The sequence below is a fragment of the Psychrobacter immobilis genome, from assembly GCF_904846065.1.
GTDB lineage: Bacteria > Pseudomonadota > Gammaproteobacteria > Pseudomonadales > Moraxellaceae > Psychrobacter > Psychrobacter immobilis_H.
Window position 1 is genome coordinate 2,150,999 of the sequence record NZ_CAJGZV010000001.1, and the last position, 22,610, is coordinate 2,173,608.

The 22,610-nt window shown below is 41.9% G+C and carries 19 protein-coding genes; 17 read left to right on the top strand and 2 right to left on the bottom strand.

The features are described 5' to 3' along the window. The first annotated feature begins 8 nt into the window (after window positions 1-8). Window positions 9-590: a FixH family protein gene (locus JMW64_RS08825; RefSeq protein WP_201554248.1), complete on the top strand. Its 582-nt coding sequence runs from the start codon at window positions 9-11 to the stop codon at window positions 588-590. Between the two features lie 139 nt (window positions 591-729). On the opposite strand, the gene ttcA is transcribed toward JMW64_RS08825, so the two are convergent. Further along, window positions 730-1,890 carry a tRNA 2-thiocytidine(32) synthetase TtcA gene (gene ttcA / locus JMW64_RS08830; RefSeq protein WP_201554250.1) on the bottom strand — a complete coding sequence of 387 codons (1,161 nt, stop codon included), beginning with the start codon at window positions 1,888-1,890 and terminating at the stop codon, window positions 730-732. A gap of 428 nt (window positions 1,891-2,318) precedes the next feature. On the opposite strand from ttcA, the gene queC reads away from it, so the two are divergent. From queC to JMW64_RS08890, 12 genes are all read left to right on the top strand, one after another. Further along, a complete protein-coding gene (gene queC, locus JMW64_RS08835; RefSeq protein ID WP_167541684.1) occupies window positions 2,319-3,035 on the top strand; it encodes a 7-cyano-7-deazaguanine synthase QueC in 717 nt (238 codons plus the stop codon). A 236-nt stretch (window positions 3,036-3,271) separates the two neighbouring features. Continuing rightward, window positions 3,272-3,601 (top strand): hypothetical protein, encoded by a 330-nt coding sequence (locus JMW64_RS08840; RefSeq protein WP_045445384.1) that lies wholly within the window; start codon window positions 3,272-3,274, stop codon window positions 3,599-3,601. Window positions 3,602-3,791: 190 nt separating this feature from the next. Then, window positions 3,792-4,289 carry a peroxiredoxin gene (locus tag JMW64_RS08845; protein ID WP_201554252.1) on the top strand — a complete coding sequence of 166 codons (498 nt, stop codon included), beginning with the start codon at window positions 3,792-3,794 and terminating at the stop codon, window positions 4,287-4,289. Window positions 4,290-4,482: 193 nt separating this feature from the next. Next, window positions 4,483-5,979 carry a dihydrolipoyl dehydrogenase gene (locus tag JMW64_RS08850; protein ID WP_201554254.1) on the top strand — a complete coding sequence of 499 codons (1,497 nt, stop codon included), beginning with the start codon at window positions 4,483-4,485 and terminating at the stop codon, window positions 5,977-5,979. A gap of 115 nt (window positions 5,980-6,094) precedes the next feature. Further along, a complete protein-coding gene (locus JMW64_RS08855; RefSeq protein WP_227694150.1) occupies window positions 6,095-7,282 on the top strand; it encodes a mechanosensitive ion channel family protein in 1,188 nt (395 codons plus the stop codon). A gap of 228 nt (window positions 7,283-7,510) precedes the next feature. Continuing rightward, window positions 7,511-9,814 carry a bifunctional 23S rRNA (guanine(2069)-N(7))-methyltransferase RlmK/23S rRNA (guanine(2445)-N(2))-methyltransferase RlmL gene (rlmKL, locus tag JMW64_RS08860; protein WP_201554264.1) on the top strand — a complete coding sequence of 768 codons (2,304 nt, stop codon included), beginning with the start codon at window positions 7,511-7,513 and terminating at the stop codon, window positions 9,812-9,814. 275 nt (window positions 9,815-10,089) lie between these two features. Continuing rightward, the gene (locus tag JMW64_RS08865; protein ID WP_055123872.1) at window positions 10,090-10,665 is read left to right on the top strand and encodes a TerD family protein; all 576 of its coding nucleotides are present in this window, start codon (window positions 10,090-10,092) and stop codon (window positions 10,663-10,665) included. A gap of 274 nt (window positions 10,666-10,939) precedes the next feature. Beyond that, window positions 10,940-12,004, top strand: a complete 1,065-nt coding sequence (locus JMW64_RS08870) for a DUF475 domain-containing protein (protein WP_045445375.1) — start codon at window positions 10,940-10,942, stop codon at window positions 12,002-12,004. 468 nt (window positions 12,005-12,472) lie between these two features. Further along, window positions 12,473-13,048: a TerD family protein gene (locus tag JMW64_RS08875; protein ID WP_087813710.1), complete on the top strand. Its 576-nt coding sequence runs from the start codon at window positions 12,473-12,475 to the stop codon at window positions 13,046-13,048. Between the two features lie 171 nt (window positions 13,049-13,219). Next, the gene (locus tag JMW64_RS08880) at window positions 13,220-13,972 is read left to right on the top strand and encodes a TIGR00266 family protein (protein ID WP_045451333.1); all 753 of its coding nucleotides are present in this window, start codon (window positions 13,220-13,222) and stop codon (window positions 13,970-13,972) included. A 109-nt stretch (window positions 13,973-14,081) separates the two neighbouring features. Continuing rightward, window positions 14,082-14,690 carry a TerD family protein gene (locus tag JMW64_RS08885; protein WP_201554265.1) on the top strand — a complete coding sequence of 203 codons (609 nt, stop codon included), beginning with the start codon at window positions 14,082-14,084 and terminating at the stop codon, window positions 14,688-14,690. A 117-nt stretch (window positions 14,691-14,807) separates the two neighbouring features. Continuing rightward, window positions 14,808-15,485, top strand: coding sequence for a hypothetical protein (locus tag JMW64_RS08890; RefSeq protein ID WP_201554266.1), 678 nt, complete (start codon window positions 14,808-14,810; stop codon window positions 15,483-15,485). A 105-nt stretch (window positions 15,486-15,590) separates the two neighbouring features. On the opposite strand, the gene JMW64_RS08895 is transcribed toward JMW64_RS08890, so the two are convergent. Continuing rightward, window positions 15,591-16,880, bottom strand: coding sequence for a TerD family protein (locus JMW64_RS08895; protein WP_201554267.1), 1,290 nt, complete (start codon window positions 16,878-16,880; stop codon window positions 15,591-15,593). A 330-nt stretch (window positions 16,881-17,210) separates the two neighbouring features. Here JMW64_RS08895 and JMW64_RS08900 point away from each other — a divergent pair, with 330 nt between their 5' ends. The 4 genes from JMW64_RS08900 (at window position 17,211) to JMW64_RS08915 (ending at window position 22,531) form a co-directional block, all read left to right on the top strand. Beyond that, complete coding sequence (locus tag JMW64_RS08900; RefSeq protein WP_201554268.1) at window positions 17,211-18,374, top strand: ATP-grasp domain-containing protein; 1,164 nt, start codon at window positions 17,211-17,213, stop codon at window positions 18,372-18,374. Window positions 18,375-18,460: 86 nt separating this feature from the next. Continuing rightward, complete coding sequence (locus tag JMW64_RS08905; protein WP_201554269.1) at window positions 18,461-19,705, top strand: trypsin-like peptidase domain-containing protein; 1,245 nt, start codon at window positions 18,461-18,463, stop codon at window positions 19,703-19,705. Window positions 19,706-20,103: 398 nt separating this feature from the next. Beyond that, window positions 20,104-21,177 carry a J domain-containing protein gene (locus JMW64_RS08910; RefSeq protein WP_201554270.1) on the top strand — a complete coding sequence of 358 codons (1,074 nt, stop codon included), beginning with the start codon at window positions 20,104-20,106 and terminating at the stop codon, window positions 21,175-21,177. A gap of 46 nt (window positions 21,178-21,223) precedes the next feature. Continuing rightward, entirely contained in the window at window positions 21,224-22,531 is a 1,308-nt protein-coding gene (locus JMW64_RS08915; RefSeq protein ID WP_201554272.1) for a phosphoribosyltransferase domain-containing protein, read from the top strand. Window positions 22,532-22,610: the final 79 nt, after the last annotated feature.

Sequence of the window (22,610 nt, forward strand, 5' to 3'; positions counted from 1 at the left end):
GGTATTTTATGTCTACTCCAGCATCAAATTTTAAGCATCAAGATACTCAGCCATGGTATAAGAATTACATGGTGGTTATTTTTGTTATTGGCATGCCAGCATTTGTCGTAGTGGCCTGTATCTTTTTTGTTTATTACTCTTATCAAATTCGGGATAGCGTGGTACGTGACGACTGGTATATGGATGGTAAGACGCTTTATCATGATGTGTCACGTGACAAGCTGACTTATGACTTAGATTTGCACGGCGAAATGCAGTTTGCAGATAATGGTGATGTTGTATTCTATCTAAATTATCCTGAACAGAGTCTACAATCAGGTAAACTGCTGAATGGCAATCCTCTGGCTTATCCTGAAAAACTAGAGCTGTCTATCTCACATGCAACCGACATCAAAAAAGATCACGATGTCGTACTTCAACATGTCGAGGGCAATAAATACAGTGCGCAGGTAGATATAGATCCTTTAAAAGCAAAATATTATCTACAAGTAAGTAGTGATGGTAAAGATGACTGGCGTATGCAAGATGTGGCGAAATTACCACGTTCAAAAGTTAGCTTTGACCCATTACCTGTTTTTGCAGAAAGTTGATTTTACCAATCTTGCTATTATAAGCATGATTAATAATTGATTTATTAACACATAAAAAAACCAGCCATTAGTAGATAATGAGCTGGTTTTTTATAGCCAATTTAAAGGTTTTAGCGATAGCTGGTTCAGTATAGAACCATCAAATAACCGGATTAATCGTTGGGATTTTTTGCGTGATACGATTATCTGCTGTCGCTTTATCTGATTCTGGCAGTTGCTGTTTATCACTCATAAACTTCGGATTGAACGCTTGAGTTTTTGGCGATACAGGTAAGCCAATTTCAGCCAAGCTCTCGGTCTGGCCAGCTTGGATGTTATCTCCTTCAAACAAACGTTCATTATCATCACGATCAAGACTTAACTGCTCAAAATCAAACAATTCACGGTCTGCTAGTTGCGACGGTGCGACGTTTTGCATGGCTTTAAAAATAGAGGCCAAACGCTGTGGGTGGGCATCATCCCATTCCCGCAACATATCGTTGATAATGGCTCTTTGTAAGTTGGTTTGGCTGCCACATAAGTTGCATGGAATAATTGGAAATTCTTTTAAGCGAGCATATTCAATGATGTCTTTTTCTTCGACATAAGCCAATGGACGAATAAGTAGGTTTTGCTTGTCATCACTGAGCAATTTCGGTGGCATCGATTTAAGAGTGCCACCATGAAATAAATTCAAAAAGAAAGTCGCCAACATATCATCGCGATGATGACCCAGCGCAATTTTGGTTGCGCCAATCTGCTTAGCAAAACCGTATAATGAGCCGCGGCGCAGACGTGAACACGCCGAGCAATAAGTTTTGCCTTCTGGCACCACGCTCTTAACGATACTATAAGTGTCTTTTTCTAAAATATAGTGAGCAATGCCCTGCTCGTTCAAATACGCTGGCAAAATATCTTCAGGGTAACCGGGTTGCTTTTGATCGAGATTGACCGCGACGATATCAAAGTTAATCGGGGCGATGCGCTTGAGTAACAGTAAAATATCCAGCAAGGTATAGCTGTCTTTACCACCTGAAACACAGACCATCACCACATCGCCGTCTTCGATCATATTAAAATCACGAATCGCCCAAGAAACTTGTCTACGCAGCTTCTTTTGCAGTTTACGGAACTCTGCTGATTCAGTAGACGTTGACGGTGCAGCGGCGATACTGTCTTCATTTGTATGATCGTCAGCAACATCCTCATATTCCATGCTATCACCATCAGCGTCCCAAGCATGATTATCCAAACCTGTATCAGCTGACATATCATCGATTTCAGGCGTAATTTGTGGCGTAAACAAGGTTGCTGCGGTCATAAGTTACTCAATATCTTTACAAGGGAATTTTGCTAAAAAATGGAAGGATAAAGCCTTTAGCAAGGAGGTAATAGCACAGTGGCTTTAAAAGCAGCGATTATAACAAAATTTGCTAACAGATTGAAAAGATGAGATTAAACTATCAGATTAAATATTCAGTCTTTTTTATGGCTTAGCTTAGAGAATGCTGAACATTCGACCAGCACTGCTGATAGCTCCACACTTTTATAAACAAACTTCTCATTTGAGCTGATTAAGGTTTCATATCGTATTTATAATGGCTTCGTGGTTCTGTAATGAGCGTATTTTTGTTAAAATAGTCGTTTTTCGCAAACCCATTTCGCAAACCAATAATAGATACCACTATGACTAATGTTACTTCGCAAAGTACCTCTAATAATCAAGCCTTCGATACTGACTTAAATGCTCTGCATAAAAGCCAAAATGCCGTTGTGCTGCTGTCAGGCGGGCTTGATTCGGTGACTTGTTTGTATTGGGCCAAGGCACGTTATGCGTCGGTGACTGCGGTCAGTTTTAATTATGGTCAACGCCACAATAGTGAGCTGGTCGCGGCAAAAGCCATCGCTGAGACTGCCGAGGTCAATCATAGAATCATCGATATTGATATCGCTCAGCTTGGTGGCTCTTCGCTGACAGATCACAGTATGATTGTTCCTGATGGCGATACGGATAAGTTCCCCAATAAAAAGCGTGATGAGATCGATAACGACGCTATTCCCAACACCTATGTGCCTGCGCGTAATACGATATTTTTGTCTTATGCGCTAGCCGTTGCTGAAGTGACCGATGCCAATCATATCGTCATTGGCGTCAGCTCAGTCGATTACTCAGGCTACCCTGACTGTCGTCCAGAGTATATTGCCGCCTTCGAGCATATGGCCAATCTTGCCACCAAAGCGGGCGTTACCGGTCATCACTTATCCATTCAAACGCCATTACAGCAACTGTCAAAAGCAAAAACCATTGAGCTTGGATTGTCATTGGGCGTCGATTATGGGCAAACCATATCTTGCTACCAAGCCGATGCACAAGGTCTTGCTTGCGGTGTATGTGACAGCTGTGCCCTACGCCGTCAAGGATTTGCTCAGGCGGGCATCACTGACCCAACCCATTATCAATCTTAGTTAATGATGGGATTGCACTTGCATGAAAGCGTGATAGCAATCAACATTAGCGAAACATTCGCTTGCATTAACACAGCACGCCGCCGTTGTATTTTAACTCACATACTTGTTATGGTATGAGCGATTGCATTTATCACAAGATATAAGTAACCATATTAGTCAACGAACTATGAGTACTTTTGCTTGACTTTGAGTACAAAATTTAGAAAATTGATGTTACCCGTAAGAGGATATTTATGAAGTTGTTGCCATTATTACCCCTAGCTTTAGCTGCCATTTTTGTGATGCCACAAGCAAACGCTGCCGATATTAAGCAAAATAACATCAATACCTGCGTTAATGGTGCGGTCAAATATAAAGTCGCTGACAAAGGCGATGCGACCAAACTATGCAATTGCACTATTGGCGTGCGTAGCAACATGACCATCGGTCAGATGTGGGAAATTGAGAGCTATGCCCAAGACAAAAAAGATCCGTCTGGACTGCCTTACGTCAAAAAAATGCAAAAAGATTTGCAGCAATGCACCGTTGGCTTAGATTTAAAACAGCCACAAAAACCAGCGTAATACACATCTCGTTTGATATACAAAAGACTGGCTATTGCCAGTCTTTTTTGTTGTCAATGCAGGCGCAAAGTGTAAAACTGATGATGAATCGCTGCTAATCTGCTTATAATAAGCACACAGCATAGATTACCAATCGGCATAAGCACTTACATAAGTACTGACATAAACAAAAACGAATAAGGATTTTACAATGGCAAAACCGACCACAGAAAACCTAACCTTACCTGACTTTCCAGTGACGATAGTACGAAAGCTTGCCGGCAACTTTATCCATGATGAAATCAATCTCCAAGAGATGATTGCCAATACTGATAAAGGGCTTATTTTGTACTTTTATCCAAAAGACAGTACGCCAGGCTGTACCACTCAAGCAACCGAATTTACTGCTCACCTCCATGAGTTTGATGATTTAGGCTATGACATTATCGGCGTCTCACGTGATAGTGATGAATCTCACGAGAAATTCATCACCAAATATGATTTAAACATTGCCCTTATCAGCGATACTGATGAAAAACTATGCCAATACTTTGACGTTATTAAAGAAAAAAATATGTACGGCAAAATAACGTTAGGGCTGGTCCGTTCAGCGTTCATCTTTAACAAAGATGGCGAGCTGACCCATGCTCAGCGAAATCTACGTGCCAAAGGCTACACTGAACGTTTGCTTGAAACCTTAGCACCTTAACCAATAAAACTAAGAGTCATAAAAAAGCATTTTAAAATAGACGCTAATAATCATTACGATAAACGCTTGATATCAGAGGCTAAAAATAGTTTTTTAATAATTTTTTAGAGCAAGCTCTTATCAGAGAAATCTCTTAAAAAACTCATCTAAAAAACAGCCCTGAATACTAAACATCTTATAACTTGAGAATCATATGAATAAACAAGCCGATACTGCAGCGGATAACACAGCATCCAAAGCTACTCGCCAAGTATCTGTTGCCGTTATCGGTGCAGGTACTGCTGGGCAAAATGCTTTTCGTCAAGCCAGTAAAACCCATGATAATGTTGTTATTATTAATGACGGATTCTGGACGACCACTTGTATTGCGGTCGGCTGTATGCCAAGCAAACTATTGATTGCCGCCGCTGATCGCGCGTATGAAGCCAATCACTCTGCTGAATTTGGCGTCCATGCCACTGTCCAGATAGATGGCAAGCAAGTCATGCAACGCGTTCGGGACGAGCGTGCTCATTTTGCTAGCTATATCAAAGCTCAAGTAGATAGCTGGCCTGATCACAAAAAAATCTCAGGACGCGCTCATATCAATAACCAAGGATTCATTGAAGTCAATGATGAGCTGATTGCCGCTGACAAAATCATCATCGCCACGGGCAGCTCTCCATTTATCCCAGATGGCTGGGCAGATAAGCTTAGTGACGCCATGCTCACCTCTGATACGATCTTTGAGCTCACAAATTTACCAAAAACAATGGCCGTCGTCGGTACAGGCGCTATCGGATTAGAGCTAGCGCAAGCCTTTAACCGCTTAGGTGTAGAAGTAACTTTGTTTAATCGTGTCAAACGTGTTGCAGGTCTCAAAGACGATGATATCAATAACAAAGCTATCGATTGCTTAAGCCGCGAATTGACCATGCATTTGGGCAGCAAAATCAGCGATGTCGGCGTGCAAACAGCCACGGATAATGACCATTCAGCCGCGTTCATTGATTATGAAGACAGTGCTGGAGAGTCGCAACAATGGCAAGGGGAGTATGTACTGGTTGCCACTGGTCGCCGCAATAATATCAAACCGCTGGGAGTCGAACATTTAGGCGTTGAGCTTGACGACAAAGATCGTCCAAAGCACTTGAATAAAAAAACAGGTCAGATTGGTGATTTAGATGTCTATATCGTTGGTGATGCCAACGCCAATCTCCCACTATTGCATGTGGCCAGTGATGAAGGCTATAGCGCTGGAAGTATGGTCTGCGAGAATGAAGACGCCGCTCATATTCGCCCGCCCGCCACGCCCTTCTCGATTGTGTTTTGCTCACCACAAATCGTTAACGTCGGCATGTCTCTACCAGACATTCAGCAGGATACAAGCTTAGAATATGTCATCGGTAGTGTCAGCTTCGACAATCAAGGACGTAGTCGCGTGATGGGCGTCAACTGTGGCCTGCTACATATCTATGGCTGTAAAAAAACTGATAGAATCTTAGGCGCTAGTATGGTGGGTCCTGATGCCGAGTATATTGGGCACATTCTAGCGGCAGCGATTACCAATGATTTGAGTGTTAAGACCATGCTCGATACGCCTTTTTATCATCCTACGATATTAGAGGGCTTACGTACCGCGTTACGCGATGTTCAACACAAAATGGCAATACCTTATCAGTACCAAGACACACAGGAAGATAGCTTTTAAGCATCAGCTCAGCTACACTTTCAAAACAAGGATGTGTCGTATTAATCATCACTCATGTTGTGTTTGGTAGCACTGACGACTTGAGGTACTTTAAAAACTCTGCATGGACCAAAAAATGGCAATCGCTAGTATTACTGATTTTTTTAAAGAGATTGTTCGTGACCTGCATACTAGCCTCTACCTTGCGCTTGGTGGCTCTGTCGATGAAGAGTCACTTGATTGGTCGTCTCAAGCGGTAGAGCTCGCTAGTACTGCCATCAAAATCCTAATACTGCTGGCAGTGTTGGGATTTTTTTATTGGCTTGCCATTTACATCCTTAAGCAAAGTAGGACAAAAATCCGCCTGAATGAGCGCCGTACTAAGATTGTCCGTTCAGTCTTGCGTTATATCTGGATAGTTGCCAGCTTGATTGCCATTATGAGTCAGATTTATTTTGAACCAGAGACTATCAAAGCTACTGCAAAAGCCAGTACATGGGCGGGTATTTATTATGTACTTTGGGCGTCATCTGGACAGATTATCCATAAGGTGTTACAGCATTATGGTCTCAATGCTTCTATAGAGCAGCTGCTTCAAAACATCTTGTCAGTGCTGCTATTGGTACTCGGACTTGCCAGCGTCATGGCGCAATTTGGTTTCGATATCGTCTCATTGGTCGCAGGTTTAGGGATTGTGGGCTTAGCAGTCGGTTTTGCTGCCCAATCAACGCTTGCTAATTTCATTGCAGGTATTACCATTTTACTCGAACAATCTTTTCAGGTTGGCGACTGGATTCATATCAATGACAACGAGGGTCGCGTCGTACTCATTGCGTTACGCACCACCCATATTTTGACGCGAGACAACATCACCGTCATTATTCCCAACTCTAACGTTGCCTCCTCTGAGGTGACCAATTTAACCTCCAAGAACTTCATACGTTTCGATATTCGTGTGCGTATCGCCTTTGAAGATGATGTCGATACTGCTCGCAAGGAAATTTTGCAGGTGCTTACTGATACCGATGTGGTACTTAGCCGTCCTGAAACCTCGGCCACCGTGGATGAAATTGGTGAGTATGGAGTGTTTTTTATTGTGCGTTTTTGGGTCAAGCCTGCCGCTGTCGCGCGCATGCCCAAAATTAAAGAAGGTCTAAAAGAAGATATCAAGCGTGCCTTTGACGCCGCTAATATTTCTACTCCTTATCCTCATATGCGTCTGCTTATGCCAAAGGATGTGGATTATCCTATTGCCACTAAACCTTTTGCGACTACGACGCAGGTCGTGTCAGAAACACCACCACTGACCAAAGCGGATAAATAAGCTCATTATATTATTTATCCCTTGAACAATTTACCCTACAATTTTTAGGCGTAAGGTTTTCATCCTCAGTATGATAAGCATGATTTTATGAAAGGTAGCGTTGCTGAATCTCTCTTTGATAAACACCACCACTTTAAACTATCCTGCCCTGAATTATGGTAAAATTGGCGGTTAAACGTCTTATTTTATGATGTGCATTACTTATCAATTTAGCCCACAGGTATCCGTATGACCGAAACAACCGCACCCGCATCTCTAACAGCAGCTTCACCAGAATTGTCGCTTGACCTTATTATCACCTGTGCCGATGGGCTTGAGGCACCACTCCAAACTGAGCTGACAAGTTTTGGTATTGTAAGTGAAATCAAAAGTACAGGCCGTCTGGCAGTTACTGGTACTTTGCGTGACTTATATAGTATTTGTTTGTGGTCACGTGTCGCCTCGCGGGTATTAATGCTCATTAAACGCAAAAACATCAATGCCGAATACGATGTGGCTGAGCAACTTTATGGCTTGGCAAAATCGGTCAATTGGATTGAGCAGTTTAGTTTAGAGCAAACCTTTGCCATTCGTCTGTCGGTCGACAAGCGTGTCGCCGTCAGTCAACAGTTTGCGATGCTACGTATCAAAGATGCGATTGCAGATACGTTCAATGAAGTTTACGACAGCCGTCCTAACGTCGATAGTAAAAACCCAGACTTTTCTATATTTGCAACCGTGAATGATAAGCAAGCTGAGCTGTATTTAGATTTATCAGGTACCAGTTTGCATCGCCGTGGGTATCGTGTGGCGATGACTGAAGCGCCACTCAAAGAAAACTTGGCAGCGGCTCTACTATATAGTGCAGGCTGGCACAAGAAAAATGAAGCTGGCAATGCACCTTTTTATAATGCGCTAATTGATCCAATGTGTGGGTCTGGCACCTTTATTATTGAAGCACTACTCATGCATTGCGATTATGCTGTGGGTATCGATAAAGCCGCCAATCAATTTGGTTTTTATCAATGGCAGCATCATGACGATGCCTTATGGCAACAGATGATCGATGATGCCCAGACACGCTTCCGCGAAGCCTTAGCAATTGCTAATGAGCAACCAGATACATTACCGCTGATTTTGGGGTTTGATGCGGATAGCGGCGCGATTTTAGCAACAGAGAAAAACCTGATTGCCGCAGGTTTGCAAGATTTACTACCACTGCTTGATCTTGAGACGCGTGCGCTTGACCAACTGAGCACTATTCTGAAGCCACTAGTCGATGACGGTCGATTGAGCAATCCTCTAATCATCACCAACCCACCTTATGGTGAACGTTTGGGTGACGAAGAGATGATTAAGCCGTTATATCAGGCGATTGGGCTTATTTTGCAAGACAGCTTTGCTGGTAGCGGCATTGATCCGATGCTTGGCATATTGGCATCTAATGTTGAGCAAGTTGATATCTTACCTATCAAAGAACCAAAAACCTTACGCTGTCATAATGGTGCTATCACCGTTTATTTCCGCTATGGCACGTTGATTGCGGGACAAACGGGCAATCTCGTTAGTCGCTTCGAAAAACGTGAGATTGAAGTGGAAGAGGGACAAGACTTTATCAACCGCTTGCAAAAAAACCTGTCCAAGCTGAAGAAGTTGGCTAAAAAAGACAAGGTTAGTAATTTGCGCGTTTACAATGCTGACTTGCCCGACTTCAAAGTCGCCGTCGACTTATATGGCGACTATGTGCACGTACAAGAATATGCGCCACCAAAAACCATTCCACCTGAGACTGCTAAAAAACGCTTCAACTTGGCATTAATGGGTATTCGTGAAGTTTTTGGTATTAACCGTGAACAAATATTTATCAAGACCCGTGCACGCCAGTCTGGTAATGACCAATATAGCAAACAGAACACCACAGAAAAGCGTGGTAAATTTCATGTTGCACGTGAAGATGGTGCTTATTTTTACGTCAACTTTACGGACTATTTAGATACGGGTTTGTTCATTGATCACCGTAATATGCGTGCCCGTATCAAAGACAACAGTCGTAATAAATCCGTACTGAACTTATTTGCTTATACCTGTACGGCAAGTGTACATGCAGCGCTTGCTGGCGCGAAAAAAGTCACCAGCGTTGACTTGTCACAGAACTATCTAGACTGGGGTAAGCAAAACTTTGTATTAAATGGTCTGGACGTTAGCCGTAATAAATATCAATTCGTCGCAGCCGATATCTTTGAGTGGATTAAAGACAATACTGAACAATTTGATGTCATCTTTATCGATCCACCGACTTTTTCAAATTCGAAAAAGTTCCAAGGTACCTTTGATGTGCAGCGCGACCACTCTGCCCTCATTAATCGTGCGATGAACCGCTTGACCTCTGACGGGATTTTATATTTTTCAAATAACTTTACCCGCTTTGAGCTCGATGAGCAGTTGACTGAGCGCTATGAAATTATTGATATCACTCAAAAAACCATTGGTTTTGATTTTGATGTTAAAAAGCCGATTCATCAGAGCTTTGAGATTCGTCATCGTCAGGGCTGATAATTTAGGTTTATGGATGGATATGAAGGTTGACCACCGCATTTAGACGCCATCTTTTATAGTCAGTCTTGTCGTACACATAACAATGACCCAATCGGCTTTGATTGGGTCATTTTTTGTTGTTATGATAGAGCGTCACTAAATACTAGCTAAGTAATAGCTAAGCAACCGTGAAGCGTAGATTTACGAGCGCTTTAATCCCACTATTGCGATTGTTTTTATTTATATAACTTAACTATCAAACCCTTAATCACTCTAATAACAAGGATAACCCCATGGCTTTATCACTTAATAAAGGCGGTAACTTATCGCTCACCAAAACTGACCCAAATTTGACCAAGCTGCTTATCGGTCTTGGTTGGGATGAACGCGCAACTTCTGGTGCTGAGTTTGATCTTGATGCCAGTGTGTTTTTACTGAATACGGCAGGTAAAGTACGCGGCGACCATGACTTCATTTTCTATAACCAGCTTAAGTCTGATAATGGCGCGGTTGAGCATACTGGTGATAACCGCACTGGCGAAGGTGATGGAGATGATGAAGTCGTCAAAGTGAATCTAACTCAAGTCCCAGCTGATGTGGATAAAATTGTCGTCACTGTTACTATTCATGATGCGGCGGCTCGTAGTCAAAACTTTGGTCAAGTTGCCAATGCCTTTATTCGTGTCGTGAATGAAGAGACAGGCACTGAAGTGGTACGTTTTGATTTGGCAGAAGATTACTCTGTTGAAACGGCCATGGTATTTGGCGAAGTCTATCGTCACAACGGTGAGTGGAAATTCCGTGCCGTTGGTCAAGGCTATTCAGGCGGCTTGCAAGCCATGTGTCAACAGTATGGCGTTGTTATCTAATGTGATAACTTATTCATGCTTAGACTACTATATGACCATTAAACTCAAAATATAAAGCAGGTATTAGCCCTCTATTTGTACTCACCATTAGCAATGATAATGGCTGTAAAATATGGTTGCAAAATAGTCACAATTATTCATAGCTAAATGACTAGTAATGCTTTATGTTTCGTTTAGAATTATGCAAAAAAAGTGGTTAGCGATAACCGCTTTTTTTGTGGTTTGTGCCTATAGTAGGCCGACCTTAGCTTTATGCAACCAGACAGGATGTGTCATGAGACATTTTTATTTAGACTTTATTTTCACAGCCATCGCCCTAGCGGTCGCGGCATGGTGGGGATATTCACATGGCGGTATGGGCGGTATGATAACCACCCTATCTATTACCGCTATTTTGGCCGTCATGGAGATTTCATTATCGTTTGATAATGCGGTGGTCAACGCTTCAGTCCTTAAAGGCTGGGACGAGTTTTGGAAAAAGATATTTTTAACGGTAGGTATTTTAATTGCCGTCTTTGGTATGCGCTTGGTATTCCCTATTGTTATCGTTGCTGTTACTGCCGACCTTGGTATGATGCAAGTAATCGATTTGGCATTGAACGATCCTAAAGAATACTCAGCCAGATTATTGGCGCATCATGCCGAAATCTCAGCATTTGGCGGTATTTTCTTGTTACTGGTATTCTTAAACTTCATCTTTGATGAAAAAGAAGTACACTGGTTCGATTGGCTTGAGAGCCGTCTGGCAAAATTAGGTAAAGTCGATGCCATGAGCGTGTTTGTCGCGCTTATCGTCTTGATGATTGCCGTATCATTTGCCAAGCCTGAGCAATCAGCTGCGGTCCTAATCGCTGGCGTATGGGGCATCTTAGTTTACCTTGGCGTACAAGTGGTCTCTGGTATGTTAGAGGGTGATCTTGAAGAAGAACTAGACGCTCAAGGTAACAGTACTGGTGCTGCAACTAGCGCGATTATGAAAGGTGGTATTATCGGTTTCTTATACCTAGAAGTCCTTGATGCTTCATTCAGTTTCGATGGCGTGATTGGCGCATTTGCGATTACTAATGACGTAATCGTTATTATGCTAGGTCTGGCTATTGGTGCGATGTTTGTACGTTCGATGACTATCTTCTTGGTCGACAAAGGCACCCTTGATGAATATGTCTATCTTGAGCATGGCGCGCATTATGCTATCGGTGCTTTAGCTATCATCATGCTGCTATCAGTGAAATTCCATGTACCAGAGCTTATCACTGGTCTGATTGGTATTACCTTTATTGGTTGGGCGTTTGTCGCTTCACTCAATTATCGTAAGCGAGAAGCCAAATCAATTACTTGATGCTCGTTCGATGTTAAAAAACCAAGCAAAAATTTTTAATATCAAACAGTATAAAGTGGATAGATAAAGTTAGTTTAAAAATAGACGGGTTGTACCAAAGCAGTTGGTATGACCCGTTTTTGCTTTAAAGCACTTATTTTATACCCGTTGAATAAGTGCTTTTTTATGTTGCTCTGCCTGACGATCTAATTTACTTTTTGATAACAACACCTTAACGACTGTTGCTCGAACGGTTAAGAAGTATCAGACTTGCAGCATTGATATGTCCCTTAGTAATCATATCGTAATCACACAAAATACGCCTTGCTTAGTAAGCAATCGCTTAGTATAGTAAATCGTAATGATATGCAGGGCGTGGCATACGAGTAAATTTATTCATTGTTTGCATTTATATATCGACCACTGCACTATTTTAGTTTATTTTTTTATCATTCAATCCACTCAATTATTAATCAAAAGGATATTTATATGGCTATTAGCTTAACAAAAGGCGGCAACGTAAACTTATCAAAAGAAGCGCCAGGTTTAACCAATATTACAGTCGGTCTTGGCTGGGATCCACGTGCTACTGACGGTCAAGAGTTTGACTTAGATGCGATTGGCTTTTTGGTCAATGAAGCAGGTAAAGTACGTAATGACCAAGATTTCATCTTTTTTAACAACTTAAAGTCAGACAATGGCGCGGTTGAGCACACTGGCGATAACCGTACTGGTGAAGGCGACGGCGATGATGAAAAAATTAAAATCAATCTTGCTAGCATTCCAGCTGACGTAAGCAAAGTCGCTATCTGTGCGATTATTTATGAAGGTCAAAGCCGCAATCAAAACTTTGGTCAAGTGGGTGACGCTTACATCCGTGTCATTAACGACAATGGCGATGCTGAAATCGCACGTTATGACTTATCAGAAGACGGTAGCACCGAAACGGCGATGATTTTTGGTGAATTATATCGCCATAGTGGTGACTGGAAATTCCGTGCCGTCGGTCAAGGCTTCAGCGGTGGTCTTGGACCATTAGCGGCTTCTTATGGCGTTAATGTTTAAGAGCTAACTAACATCTAACGCTAATAATATAAGCCCGAAAAGCCATCAAGTGTGCCCTACTATCGCATTTGATGGCTTTAAAAGTAATGGGCTAGCGAATATCTATGGTTAAGCCGACTTACAGATATGACTTATAAACATATAGAATACTGATATAAGGATTCGCCCCCTATGACCGCCACGTTTAGCTTGATCGGTACCATTGAACCATTTCTTCATTGTAACCTCAAAAAAGGCGACTCCATCTATTGTGAAGCCAATGCAATGGTGATGATGGAATCAAACCTTGAGCTAAAAGGTAAGCTACAAGGCGGTCTGATGCAATCACTCATGCGTCGTTTTGCCAACGACGAGTCACTATTTCAACAGCAAATCGAAGCAGTCAATGGTGAAGGCGATTGTTTACTTGCGCCAACGCTCGACGGTGATATGCAAATCATTGATTGCGGTGCACAGCAATATACTTTAAGCGATGGCGCATTTGTCGCGGCGCAAACGGGCGTTGATGTGAAGGCTAAGATTCAACGTAATCTAGGTGGCGCCGTCTTTGGTGATACTGGTGGCTTTATGGTGATGCAGACGCAAGGTCAAGGTCAGGTAGTGGTATCGGGTTTCGGCTCATTGTTTGAGATTGATGTCGAACCTGGTAAAGACGTCATCATTGATAACGGTCATGTGGTCTGTTGGGACTCGCGTTTGGAATACAAACTCTCAGTCGCCACCAGTAAGAAAAAAGGCTTTATGGGCAATATTATCAATTCGGTCACCAGTGGCGAAGGTATGGTTTTAAACTTCTCAGGCTCAGGCAAAGTCATTATCTGCTCTCGTAATCGTGATAGCTACCAAGGCTGGCTACAAAGCGTCTTAGGGACTAGCTCAGGCGGTCGCGGCGGCAGTAACAGTTTGCTTGGCAACATCTTATAGCTATTATTATGTTTTTAAAGCTGTATGTTACAACGACTCCTCGTCATTATAGACTTTATTTAACCCTCTACTCACAATTACTATAACACTGTAGTATAAGGAATATCACATGGCAGTTAGTTTACAAAAAGGTCAGAAAATCTCCCTAAGCAAAGAAGCGGGCGGCGAGCTTACCCAAGTAAAACTGGGTCTAGGCTGGGACGTTGCTCAAAACCCTCAAGACAAAAAAGGTGGGTTCTTGGGCAAATTATTCGGTGGTGGTAGCGGCGGCGACTCGATTGACTTAGATGCTTCGTGCATCATGTTTGATACTAATAAACAAGCCATCGATGCGATTTGGTTCAGTCAGCTGAAATCAAAAGATGGCAGTATCGTCCATACTGGTGATAACCGCACTGGCGACGGCGATGGTGACGACGAAGTTATCAATGTCGATCTTTCAAAAATCCCTGCCAATGTCGTCTCTCTAGTATTTACCGTCAATAGTTTCACTGGTCAAACCTTTGAAACGGTAGAAAATGCATTTTGTCGTATCATCAATGCCAATAACAATCAGGAAGTCGCCCGCTACAATTTATCAGCGCAAGGTGGGCATACCGCGATGATTATGGCAAAAGTATATCGTCATAATAATGAGTGGAAAATGCATGCAATTGGTGAAACGGCTTCTGGTCGTACTTTTCATGACTTGATGCCTGCCATCACGCCGCATGCGTAATCTTTGATCTATTTTTAAATTTCATTATTTTCAATACAAACAGCTTAACGACTTTCGTTGAGCTGTTTTTTTGATTATTATAATATGAATAAAATAAGCTTAGAGTGTGAAAGAGATATGCAAGCAAGACACATTGATAACGGTTACAGGCTAACTTATTATGCCGAGCAAAGTATAGTATGCTGTATCGAATGTGACACTGTAGATAAAGTTGAAAATGAATACCAATACAGAATAGAAAGTGAACGCAAAGTTTGGTGTGCTAAATTTGTCTGTAAACACTGCCAATTATCATTAGTAAAAAATGAAGATCAAGCCGACTGGGTAGGTCAATGTAATTTAATAGGAGATTGCCCGTGTAGCTTTTGTGGTACACGATTGACTGCTAATGAAGAAATAATATCCTCCTATAAACGAGCTTTACCCTCTACTATTGCTATTGACTGCTCAAACTGTGGTAAAACCAATACAGTACCCGTAGAAAGAGCGAATAAATACCAACGTTATGATGCAAGGTTAGCTATTGACGCTGATTTTGGGCTTCCTCTTTTCTTACAAGTACCCTGCCGATTTGGCAAAATTTGGGCATTTAATCAGAACCATTTAACTGAATTACATAGTTATATCAATGCAACATTAAGAGAAAGAACAGCCGATGCTGGTAATGCCAGCATGCCTTCAAGACTACCCAATTGGATGAAGTCAGCAAAAAATCGTGAAATGATTAATAAAAAGCTAACACAGTTACAAATTCAGTTAGATAGGTATGAAAATCAAAGCATTTCTGAAAGTTGAACATAGCAAGTAATGCAACTAACAATTAATAAGCATTACAAAAACAGCCCGTCTATTGACAATAGAGGGGCTGTTTTTTTGTATTAAGGGGTGCTATTCAAGCACTTACTTACTACCTCGCTTCCAACTAAAGCCCCAATTAAAGGCTTTGTCCATTTCTTGATGGCCTTTAAAGTACTCATTAATACGCTCAACGTTGATACTGCCATTTTGATTGACCAGACGCGCAATCGCACACATTGGGAGATTACCTGTCCCTTCTGTCAAACGTGTCTCAATCGGGGGTTGGTCTGGCACATGAATGGTCACGACACCATCGGTCTGCGCCCAGTTTGGTGCACCTTCATAAATGAAAGCAAAAATAAATACCTCTTCTATCTGCGACCACTGCTGACCGTTAATATCTAGCCACTCACCGCCGCTCACCTGTCCCGTTCTATCATCAGCACGCAAACACACGTAAGGCGCTGATGTTAAGCTACCAAAGCGATTGCCCAAGGCCTGAATCAAGGTTTTTTCACCATTTTTTAGATGAATCATCGCCCCAACATCAAGGTCAATACCGCCCGCTTTATGTTGTTTAAACAGATCGCCTAACAAGCCTTTTTTGGGTGCTTGCTGATTAGCAGTCGGATTTTGATTCCAGTTTAAGTTAACAGAGATTTTACCAAAGTCATCACGTTTCTTTAGGTTGATGCTAGACTGATTTTTGGTTAAAGTGATTTTGCTTAAGTTAATTGACGGATTTGGAGAAGCTGTAGGAATTGGCGGCGGCGTGCTTGTTTTAGGTGCACTACCTGCCTTCTGCGTATTGATTGGGCGCTGCGTATTGATGGGCTGAGCTTGACCTTGTGACTGGTTTTGTACAGGGCTTTGAGCAGGCGCTTCATCAGCAATTTCAACACCAAAATGCTCAGACAAAGGCTTCAGCCCCCCTTCAAAACCTTGGGCGATAAAACGGAACTTCCAGCTACCTTGGCGGCGATAACATTCCGCTAAAATAATGGCTTTTTCATTACGTCCGGCAGCACTTAACTGACAAGTCATCAGCACTTGGCTGCCTTGCAATACCTGAATATCGACATCGCCAACTTGAGCAAGCGTCTGCGCACTAGAAAACGCTAATGCTATCTTCTCGATATTTGCAGGCTGCGCAGGTAAATTAATATCAAAAAAACCATCGCTATCATGACCACGGAAACTCACACTGCCATCATCGCTACGTGTCTGCCCATAAAATATCATGTCGCCATCGCCGCGTACTTTACCGTCAGTTGTCAGTCGATATGCCGCGCAATCGACCGCACTTTGGCTTAAAATACGAATGCTAATATGATCTGTTGGCAGTGGCGCATTGGCACCAGCAATCAGTTGTTGAGGTTGGATTTGGCTCATCATACATCCTTTGAATTATTTATTATGTGCGTGTGTTTGTTATGCTAATAATTGTCATATAGTAGCATGGATGGCCGCTGACTTTTAAAGCGTACGACCGTTCAATAACGTGCCAATGACCCTAAAAAATATTTTTACAAATCCTTCATGCTATTTTGTCAGCAGCATTTATAACGCTTAGCATTTGTATATAATAGCCCCTACTATTAGCAATATTGCGGCTTGTTTTTTGATTGCTGTTTGAGGCTTGCTTATATTCCTGATGGTGTTGCGATGACGATAGTGAATTATTCAATTATATCTAAAACCTACGATAATGCTGAGAGAATTATGAAAACCCCTGCTAACGATAACGATCATACAACATCAACTGCCGCATCACCTGCCGTTTGGTTAGCTGAAGGTCAGTCAAGCCAGCGTGATATGTTAGCCAGCCTACAAACCCTAAAAAATCACGCTGATGCTCCGTTCAACATTATCGCTTCACACCGCCACAATAGACCTGAGATTTTTGAATTTTCCGATAGCGTTTACCGCGAGCCTTTTACTAGCACCGCAGATAACGATGAGCAAGTAGTGCTCAAATCAGTTGAGCCATTGATTCCGCGTTGGCAGTTTGTGTTAGAACAAGCGCAGAAAAACAACGTAAAAGTATTGCTCACTGGGCGTAATGGTATTGATTACGAAGCCCACCGTGAGGCTTTTGACGCGGCTGGTATTCGTTTATTGACGGGTGCAACGAGTGTGGCAGCGTTAGAAGTGATAGATGATAAGTTTTCCTTTATGCAGCAGTGTCATGAGCATGATATTCCCGTTGCCGAGGCGTGGCGCTTTGATAACGTCGCAGAGCTTGAGGCGTTACTTGACATGCATGGTGATCAGCCCTTATGTGTCAAACCGGTTACGGGTATCTTTGCACAAGGATTTTGGCGACTAGACTTAGCCAAAAATGATGGGGAACAGTACGATAGCTTTGAGCATTTATACTTTACCGAAGAGAAAAAAATCAATACCACGCAGTTTATCAATGCCTATGCAAACAGTGTCATGGTGCAGGAACGCCCAATTCCCATGTTGCTAATGCCTTATTTATCAGGCCAAGAATACTCTATCGATGTCGTTTGCGAATATGGTGAAGTATTGGCTGCCATCACCCGTTATAAAACGGGGAAAATTCAGCATATCGACTACGAGCAAGCGGTTATGGATGTGGTTATTCCACTGATTAAAGCCTTTGGCTGCGATGGTATCGTCAGCGTACAAACCAAGGCCGATGATGACGGGCAGCACCGTGTGCTTGAAATTAACAGTCGCCCCTCTGGTGGCATCGATTACACCACCCATAGCGGGGTCGATTTAACCCAAGTTGGATTTGGCTACTGGCTGGGCTTAACCGATAAACCAAAACTTGAGGATATTGCACAGCAAATCATTCCCTGCCAAGTACGCTCAATTATGGTTAGCGTAAAGATTGAAGAAGATGCTAGCGAGTAAGTAAAAACAATGAAATAAAAAATCGGCAGTAATAAATCGGCGGTAAAAATCGACGGCAACCGAGTATATTCAACAAGAGGCAGGCGATGACAGCACAAACCACGTTAGTGTTAGGGGCAAATACGGTTATCGCGCAATCGAATTGTTCGGTCGCTTTTGCGACGACAAATCAGCTAAAGTTTGGCGAGCAGCTTGGGCTATTATGGCTGCCTTTAGATGAGCATCGTAAAGCGGCTTGTAGCCCTGCTTATCTGCATGAACCGAAAGAGTGGGCGCAGCTCAATAATAAGGATAATCCAAGCGCATGGCAACTGGATTTGCCTGCATTATTTGATAAACAAGGGGTAAGCTTTTTACAATTGATTGCTTATGTTTATCATGAGCCAAGCCTCAACTTACCCGCTGTCGAATTAAGCAAAGTAAATTTAACGCTAAACAATGGCGATATTCGTTATGAATTTATCGCAAGTGAGCGCCATGTTAAAGCAGCAATCATATTAGAAATATATCGGCGCAATGGACAATTTAAATGCCGTGCCCTTGGTGAGAGCTCTACCCAAGGATTGGCAGGCCTAGAGCATCATGTGCAAATTAGCCTCGATATGCGTCCGCCAAATACGCATGCCCTTATCCAAGATACCCAGCGTGCACAGCAGCAAGGTTATCCTAACAGTGATGCGCGTCCGCCCAGACAAGTTCAATCTGGTGAAACTTGGACAGGTACAGCGTTTGCTATCGATCCCTATCATTTACTGACTTGTTATCATGTCATTGAATCGGCGGCGATGATTGGTGTGCGTCAGCAAGGGCAACCCGATCGTGAAGCGCAAGTGGTACTCAGCGATATCGGTAGTGATTCAGCCATTATTAGAGTAAGCGAGCCGCTGCCAAGTTATTTACCCTTAGCACAGCGTTGTACTGATAATTTAGGTGAAACCATCACCACCTTGGGATTTCCGTTATCAGGATTGAGTAGCCAATTACAAGTAACGCAAGGCTGCATCTCAGGACTGACAGGGTTTGGCGATGATATTCGCTATCTGCAATTTACTGCGCCTATTCAACCCGGCTCTAGTGGCAGCCCTTTATTACTGCCGACTGGTGAGGTTATCGGGATGGTGACGTCTAGCCTCGTCCACGAGCATGCACAAAATATGAACTATGCGGTGAAATTTCAGTTATTATCCGCCCTACTGGCGAGCGCTGGAATGAGTTTAGATAACTCATCTGGCTCATATGGCATGTCACGCACGACAGCTGCCGCGTTGACCACACCGCAATTGAGTAAGCAAAGTCGCGGTGCTTTGTGGTTAGTAGGATGTCAGGGTTAATGATTCACTATATTGTCGATAAACCTTAAATAAATACATCTAAACACTTGATTTATTTAGTAGTTGATTATTTCGATACGCGCTATCATAATAACCCGGCTTAGAAATAACAAGTGTTGAGCTACACCCTATTTTTAAGATTTTAACCTTGATAGAATCTAACTTAAATAATTAGAAAGTCATAGTTACCCAACTTTTAAAAGTATACACCGCTACTCAAATGAGTTTTTGGCAATTTCTATCTACGTAGGTACAGCAAGCACAGAGCATTAATTCTAGTAGCATGTGATAATACTTGCACCTTTTTTATTTAAAACTATATATACAAAGCAAAAATTTTAGTACAAATGTAAGAAAAAATTCCAATAAAAATTAATAACTAAAGTAAGCAAATAGATATGATTTATATAATAATTTTAGTTGCTGTTTTTTTCATAATAGGTGCTTTGTCAAATGACGATGAAAGTGTTTCAGACAATACTGCCACTAGAAACTATTCCTACACTACGAAGCTAGAGGGCAAGTATCTACACTTAAGTATGGATACTATTCCTTATGGAACAGAAGTTGTTATTCTTGAACTTGCTTATCAGGGACAAAATGTAAAAAGTTATTATGATATTTTTAATGATGAAGAAGGCAACTTTATAACTGGTGCTCGCAATAACGATAATAATGGTCCTTACTCAATAAGTGTGCCTATCAATGCTTTAATTTTGCCTAGAAATAAAGATATCACCTTAGAGTTTAATATTACGCTTTTAAAGGATGGCGTTATTCTCGATAAACTCAAATCTCAAGAGGAAATTCGTATAAGCTCTAGCTCTTTTTTAATTATGGAATGGTTCATTCCTACAATAAAAATTTTGGCTTACTACTCCATAAAAAAAGGTGATTCTAATGATTCAAAATCTTGGTCCAAAGACAATATTAAAGTTATTAAAAATGTTTTTTCAAATCACATAGAAAACAATCCAGAAGAACGAGATTTTTTAAAAAATCAAATGAAAATCTTATCAGGTACTTCAATAGATTTAAGAGAATGTGTTAAGGATTTCAATAATAGAGCAAATACTACTAATGACAAGAATACTATTTTCTATGCATCAGCTCGAATAATAATCAATAACTTAGAGTCAGGAAAATGGTTGCATATAGAAAAAGGTCTAGCAGAGATTAAAAATCTGAGCAAATTAATGGGCATTAGCGATGAAATATTAGAGGATGCTTACTCTGGTTTTGAAACCCTTAAAAACCAAGACAAACCTACAGAAGCTTCTGATAATCTAAAAGCATTAAAGGTTCTTGGTTTGTTAGAAGGAGCTACTATCGACGAAATGCGTAGAGCTTATAGGTTAAAGATCAAAGACTTTCATCCTGACAAATACACTCACTTACCTGAATCTGTAAAACTGGTACTTCAAGAAAAAGCTCAAGAACTAAACCTTGCAAAAGAAACACTACGATTTTAGCACTCAATAACGTTGAAACCTTTATATGACTACAAACAGTATTTCCATGAAAAAAAGCTATGTCTGCACCATTACCCTACCACGCGGCAATCTTGATTTAACCTATCAAACCAATTCAGCCACTACGAAAAATGGGGCAGAACCAAGTAACGATTATCAATTAGAAGACTTACTTGGGTTTGCACAACGCATTAACCCAAAACGTGCCTTTTTGTTTGTCTCAAAAGTATTAGGTCGTCATATTCCAGTGGCTCCTAGTACCATGCGTCATGCTTTTACTGACTTGGCGAATTTGGTTCCTAGCGATTTGCCTGAGCCGATTTTAGTCATCGGTATGGCAGAGACGGCGGTTGGCTTATCTGCCGGTGTGCACCAAGCGCTGCAAACGCGTTATCCCAATGCCTTACTATTGAACTCTACGCGGCATGCGCAACATGATGACAATAAGGACAGTAGCAGCGACTCTTTATTAACCACTTTCAGCGAAGACCACAGTCATGCCAGCCAGCATCTCATTTATCAAAGTGCAGATACAGTGACCCAAGCGCAATTACTAACGAGCAAAACCTTGATTATGGTGGATGATGAAGCATCGACGGGTAATACTTGCGTCAATGTCGTCACTGCCCTTCGTAACGCAGGACTTGACCAACTAGAGCAAGTACATCTTACCACTTTGGTTGATTGGTCTTTAAACCAGAATCAGAATGCAGCCGATGTAAATGAAGCTGTGTCTGACCAAATCGCAAAACGCCTGCCCAATATCCACTTTCAACGTCATCATCTACTGTCTGGTGCATGGACTTGGACGGATGCGCCCAATCCCGAACCGATAACGATGCCATCGGTTGATACAACTGAAGCAGGCAGTCAGTCTCTAGGTAATACTGGTAATTGGGGACGTTTCCCAACCCTAGATAGCACCGATGGGTTTGATCATTATCTTTTAAGGTTTCAAACTGCCTTTAATGTTTTTAACAAGCAAGCTCAACCTGAGAAAGAGCAGTTTGATAAAGAGCAGTTGCCACAGCGAATTCTAGTATTGGGCAGTAATGAGTTTGTTTGGTTGCCGTTCTTATTGGCGGAATGGCTTGCGCAACATACGCATATAGAGAATAGTAAGAATACGGTTAATTTTAGTGCGTTAACCCGCTCACCGATTGCGCTTGGTGGCGCAATTACCTCGATGCTAAGTTTTAATGATAATTATGGGCTTGGTATGACCAACTTTGCATATAACGTTACACCTAGCGATTGGGATTTGATTGTCTTGTGTGTGGAAACGTCCACTGATAGCGTTGATGCTATGTGGAAAGGTTTAGAGAATGTATTGGTGGTGAGTCCGACGCTGTAAATTATTTTATAAGAACTGTCCCATTAAAACCATCCTCTAAATCCAGCTCTGCTTTTCACATTCAACCCTTACGGACACC

Bases quoted from the DNA above. Each gene is read 5' to 3' on its own strand.
- JMW64_RS08850 (WP_201554254.1), top strand. From the start codon at position 4,483: ATGAATAAACAAGCCGATACTGCAGCGGATAACACAGCATCCAAAGCT.
- JMW64_RS08895 (WP_201554267.1), bottom strand. From the start codon at position 16,880: ATGAGCCAAATCCAACCTCAACAACTGATTGCTGGTGCCAATGCGCCA.
- JMW64_RS08890 (WP_201554266.1), top strand. From the start codon at position 14,808: ATGCAAGCAAGACACATTGATAACGGTTACAGGCTAACTTATTATGCC.
- JMW64_RS08915 (WP_201554272.1), top strand. From the start codon at position 21,224: ATGAAAAAAAGCTATGTCTGCACCATTACCCTACCACGCGGCAATCTT.
- JMW64_RS08875 (WP_087813710.1), top strand. From the start codon at position 12,473: ATGGCTATTAGCTTAACAAAAGGCGGCAACGTAAACTTATCAAAAGAA.
- JMW64_RS08840 (WP_045445384.1), top strand. From the start codon at position 3,272: ATGAAGTTGTTGCCATTATTACCCCTAGCTTTAGCTGCCATTTTTGTG.
- JMW64_RS08900 (WP_201554268.1), top strand. From the start codon at position 17,211: ATGAAAACCCCTGCTAACGATAACGATCATACAACATCAACTGCCGCA.
- JMW64_RS08825 (WP_201554248.1), top strand. From the start codon at position 9: ATGTCTACTCCAGCATCAAATTTTAAGCATCAAGATACTCAGCCATGG.
- JMW64_RS08855 (WP_227694150.1), top strand. From the start codon at position 6,095: ATGGCAATCGCTAGTATTACTGATTTTTTTAAAGAGATTGTTCGTGAC.
- JMW64_RS08885 (WP_201554265.1), top strand. From the start codon at position 14,082: ATGGCAGTTAGTTTACAAAAAGGTCAGAAAATCTCCCTAAGCAAAGAA.
- JMW64_RS08880 (WP_045451333.1), top strand. From the start codon at position 13,220: ATGACCGCCACGTTTAGCTTGATCGGTACCATTGAACCATTTCTTCAT.
- JMW64_RS08905 (WP_201554269.1), top strand. From the start codon at position 18,461: ATGACAGCACAAACCACGTTAGTGTTAGGGGCAAATACGGTTATCGCG.
- JMW64_RS08845 (WP_201554252.1), top strand. From the start codon at position 3,792: ATGGCAAAACCGACCACAGAAAACCTAACCTTACCTGACTTTCCAGTG.
- ttcA (WP_201554250.1), bottom strand. From the start codon at position 1,890: ATGACCGCAGCAACCTTGTTTACGCCACAAATTACGCCTGAAATCGAT.
- JMW64_RS08865 (WP_055123872.1), top strand. From the start codon at position 10,090: ATGGCTTTATCACTTAATAAAGGCGGTAACTTATCGCTCACCAAAACT.
- JMW64_RS08870 (WP_045445375.1), top strand. From the start codon at position 10,940: ATGAGACATTTTTATTTAGACTTTATTTTCACAGCCATCGCCCTAGCG.
- rlmKL (WP_201554264.1), top strand. From the start codon at position 7,511: ATGACCGAAACAACCGCACCCGCATCTCTAACAGCAGCTTCACCAGAA.
- JMW64_RS08910 (WP_201554270.1), top strand. From the start codon at position 20,104: ATGATTTATATAATAATTTTAGTTGCTGTTTTTTTCATAATAGGTGCT.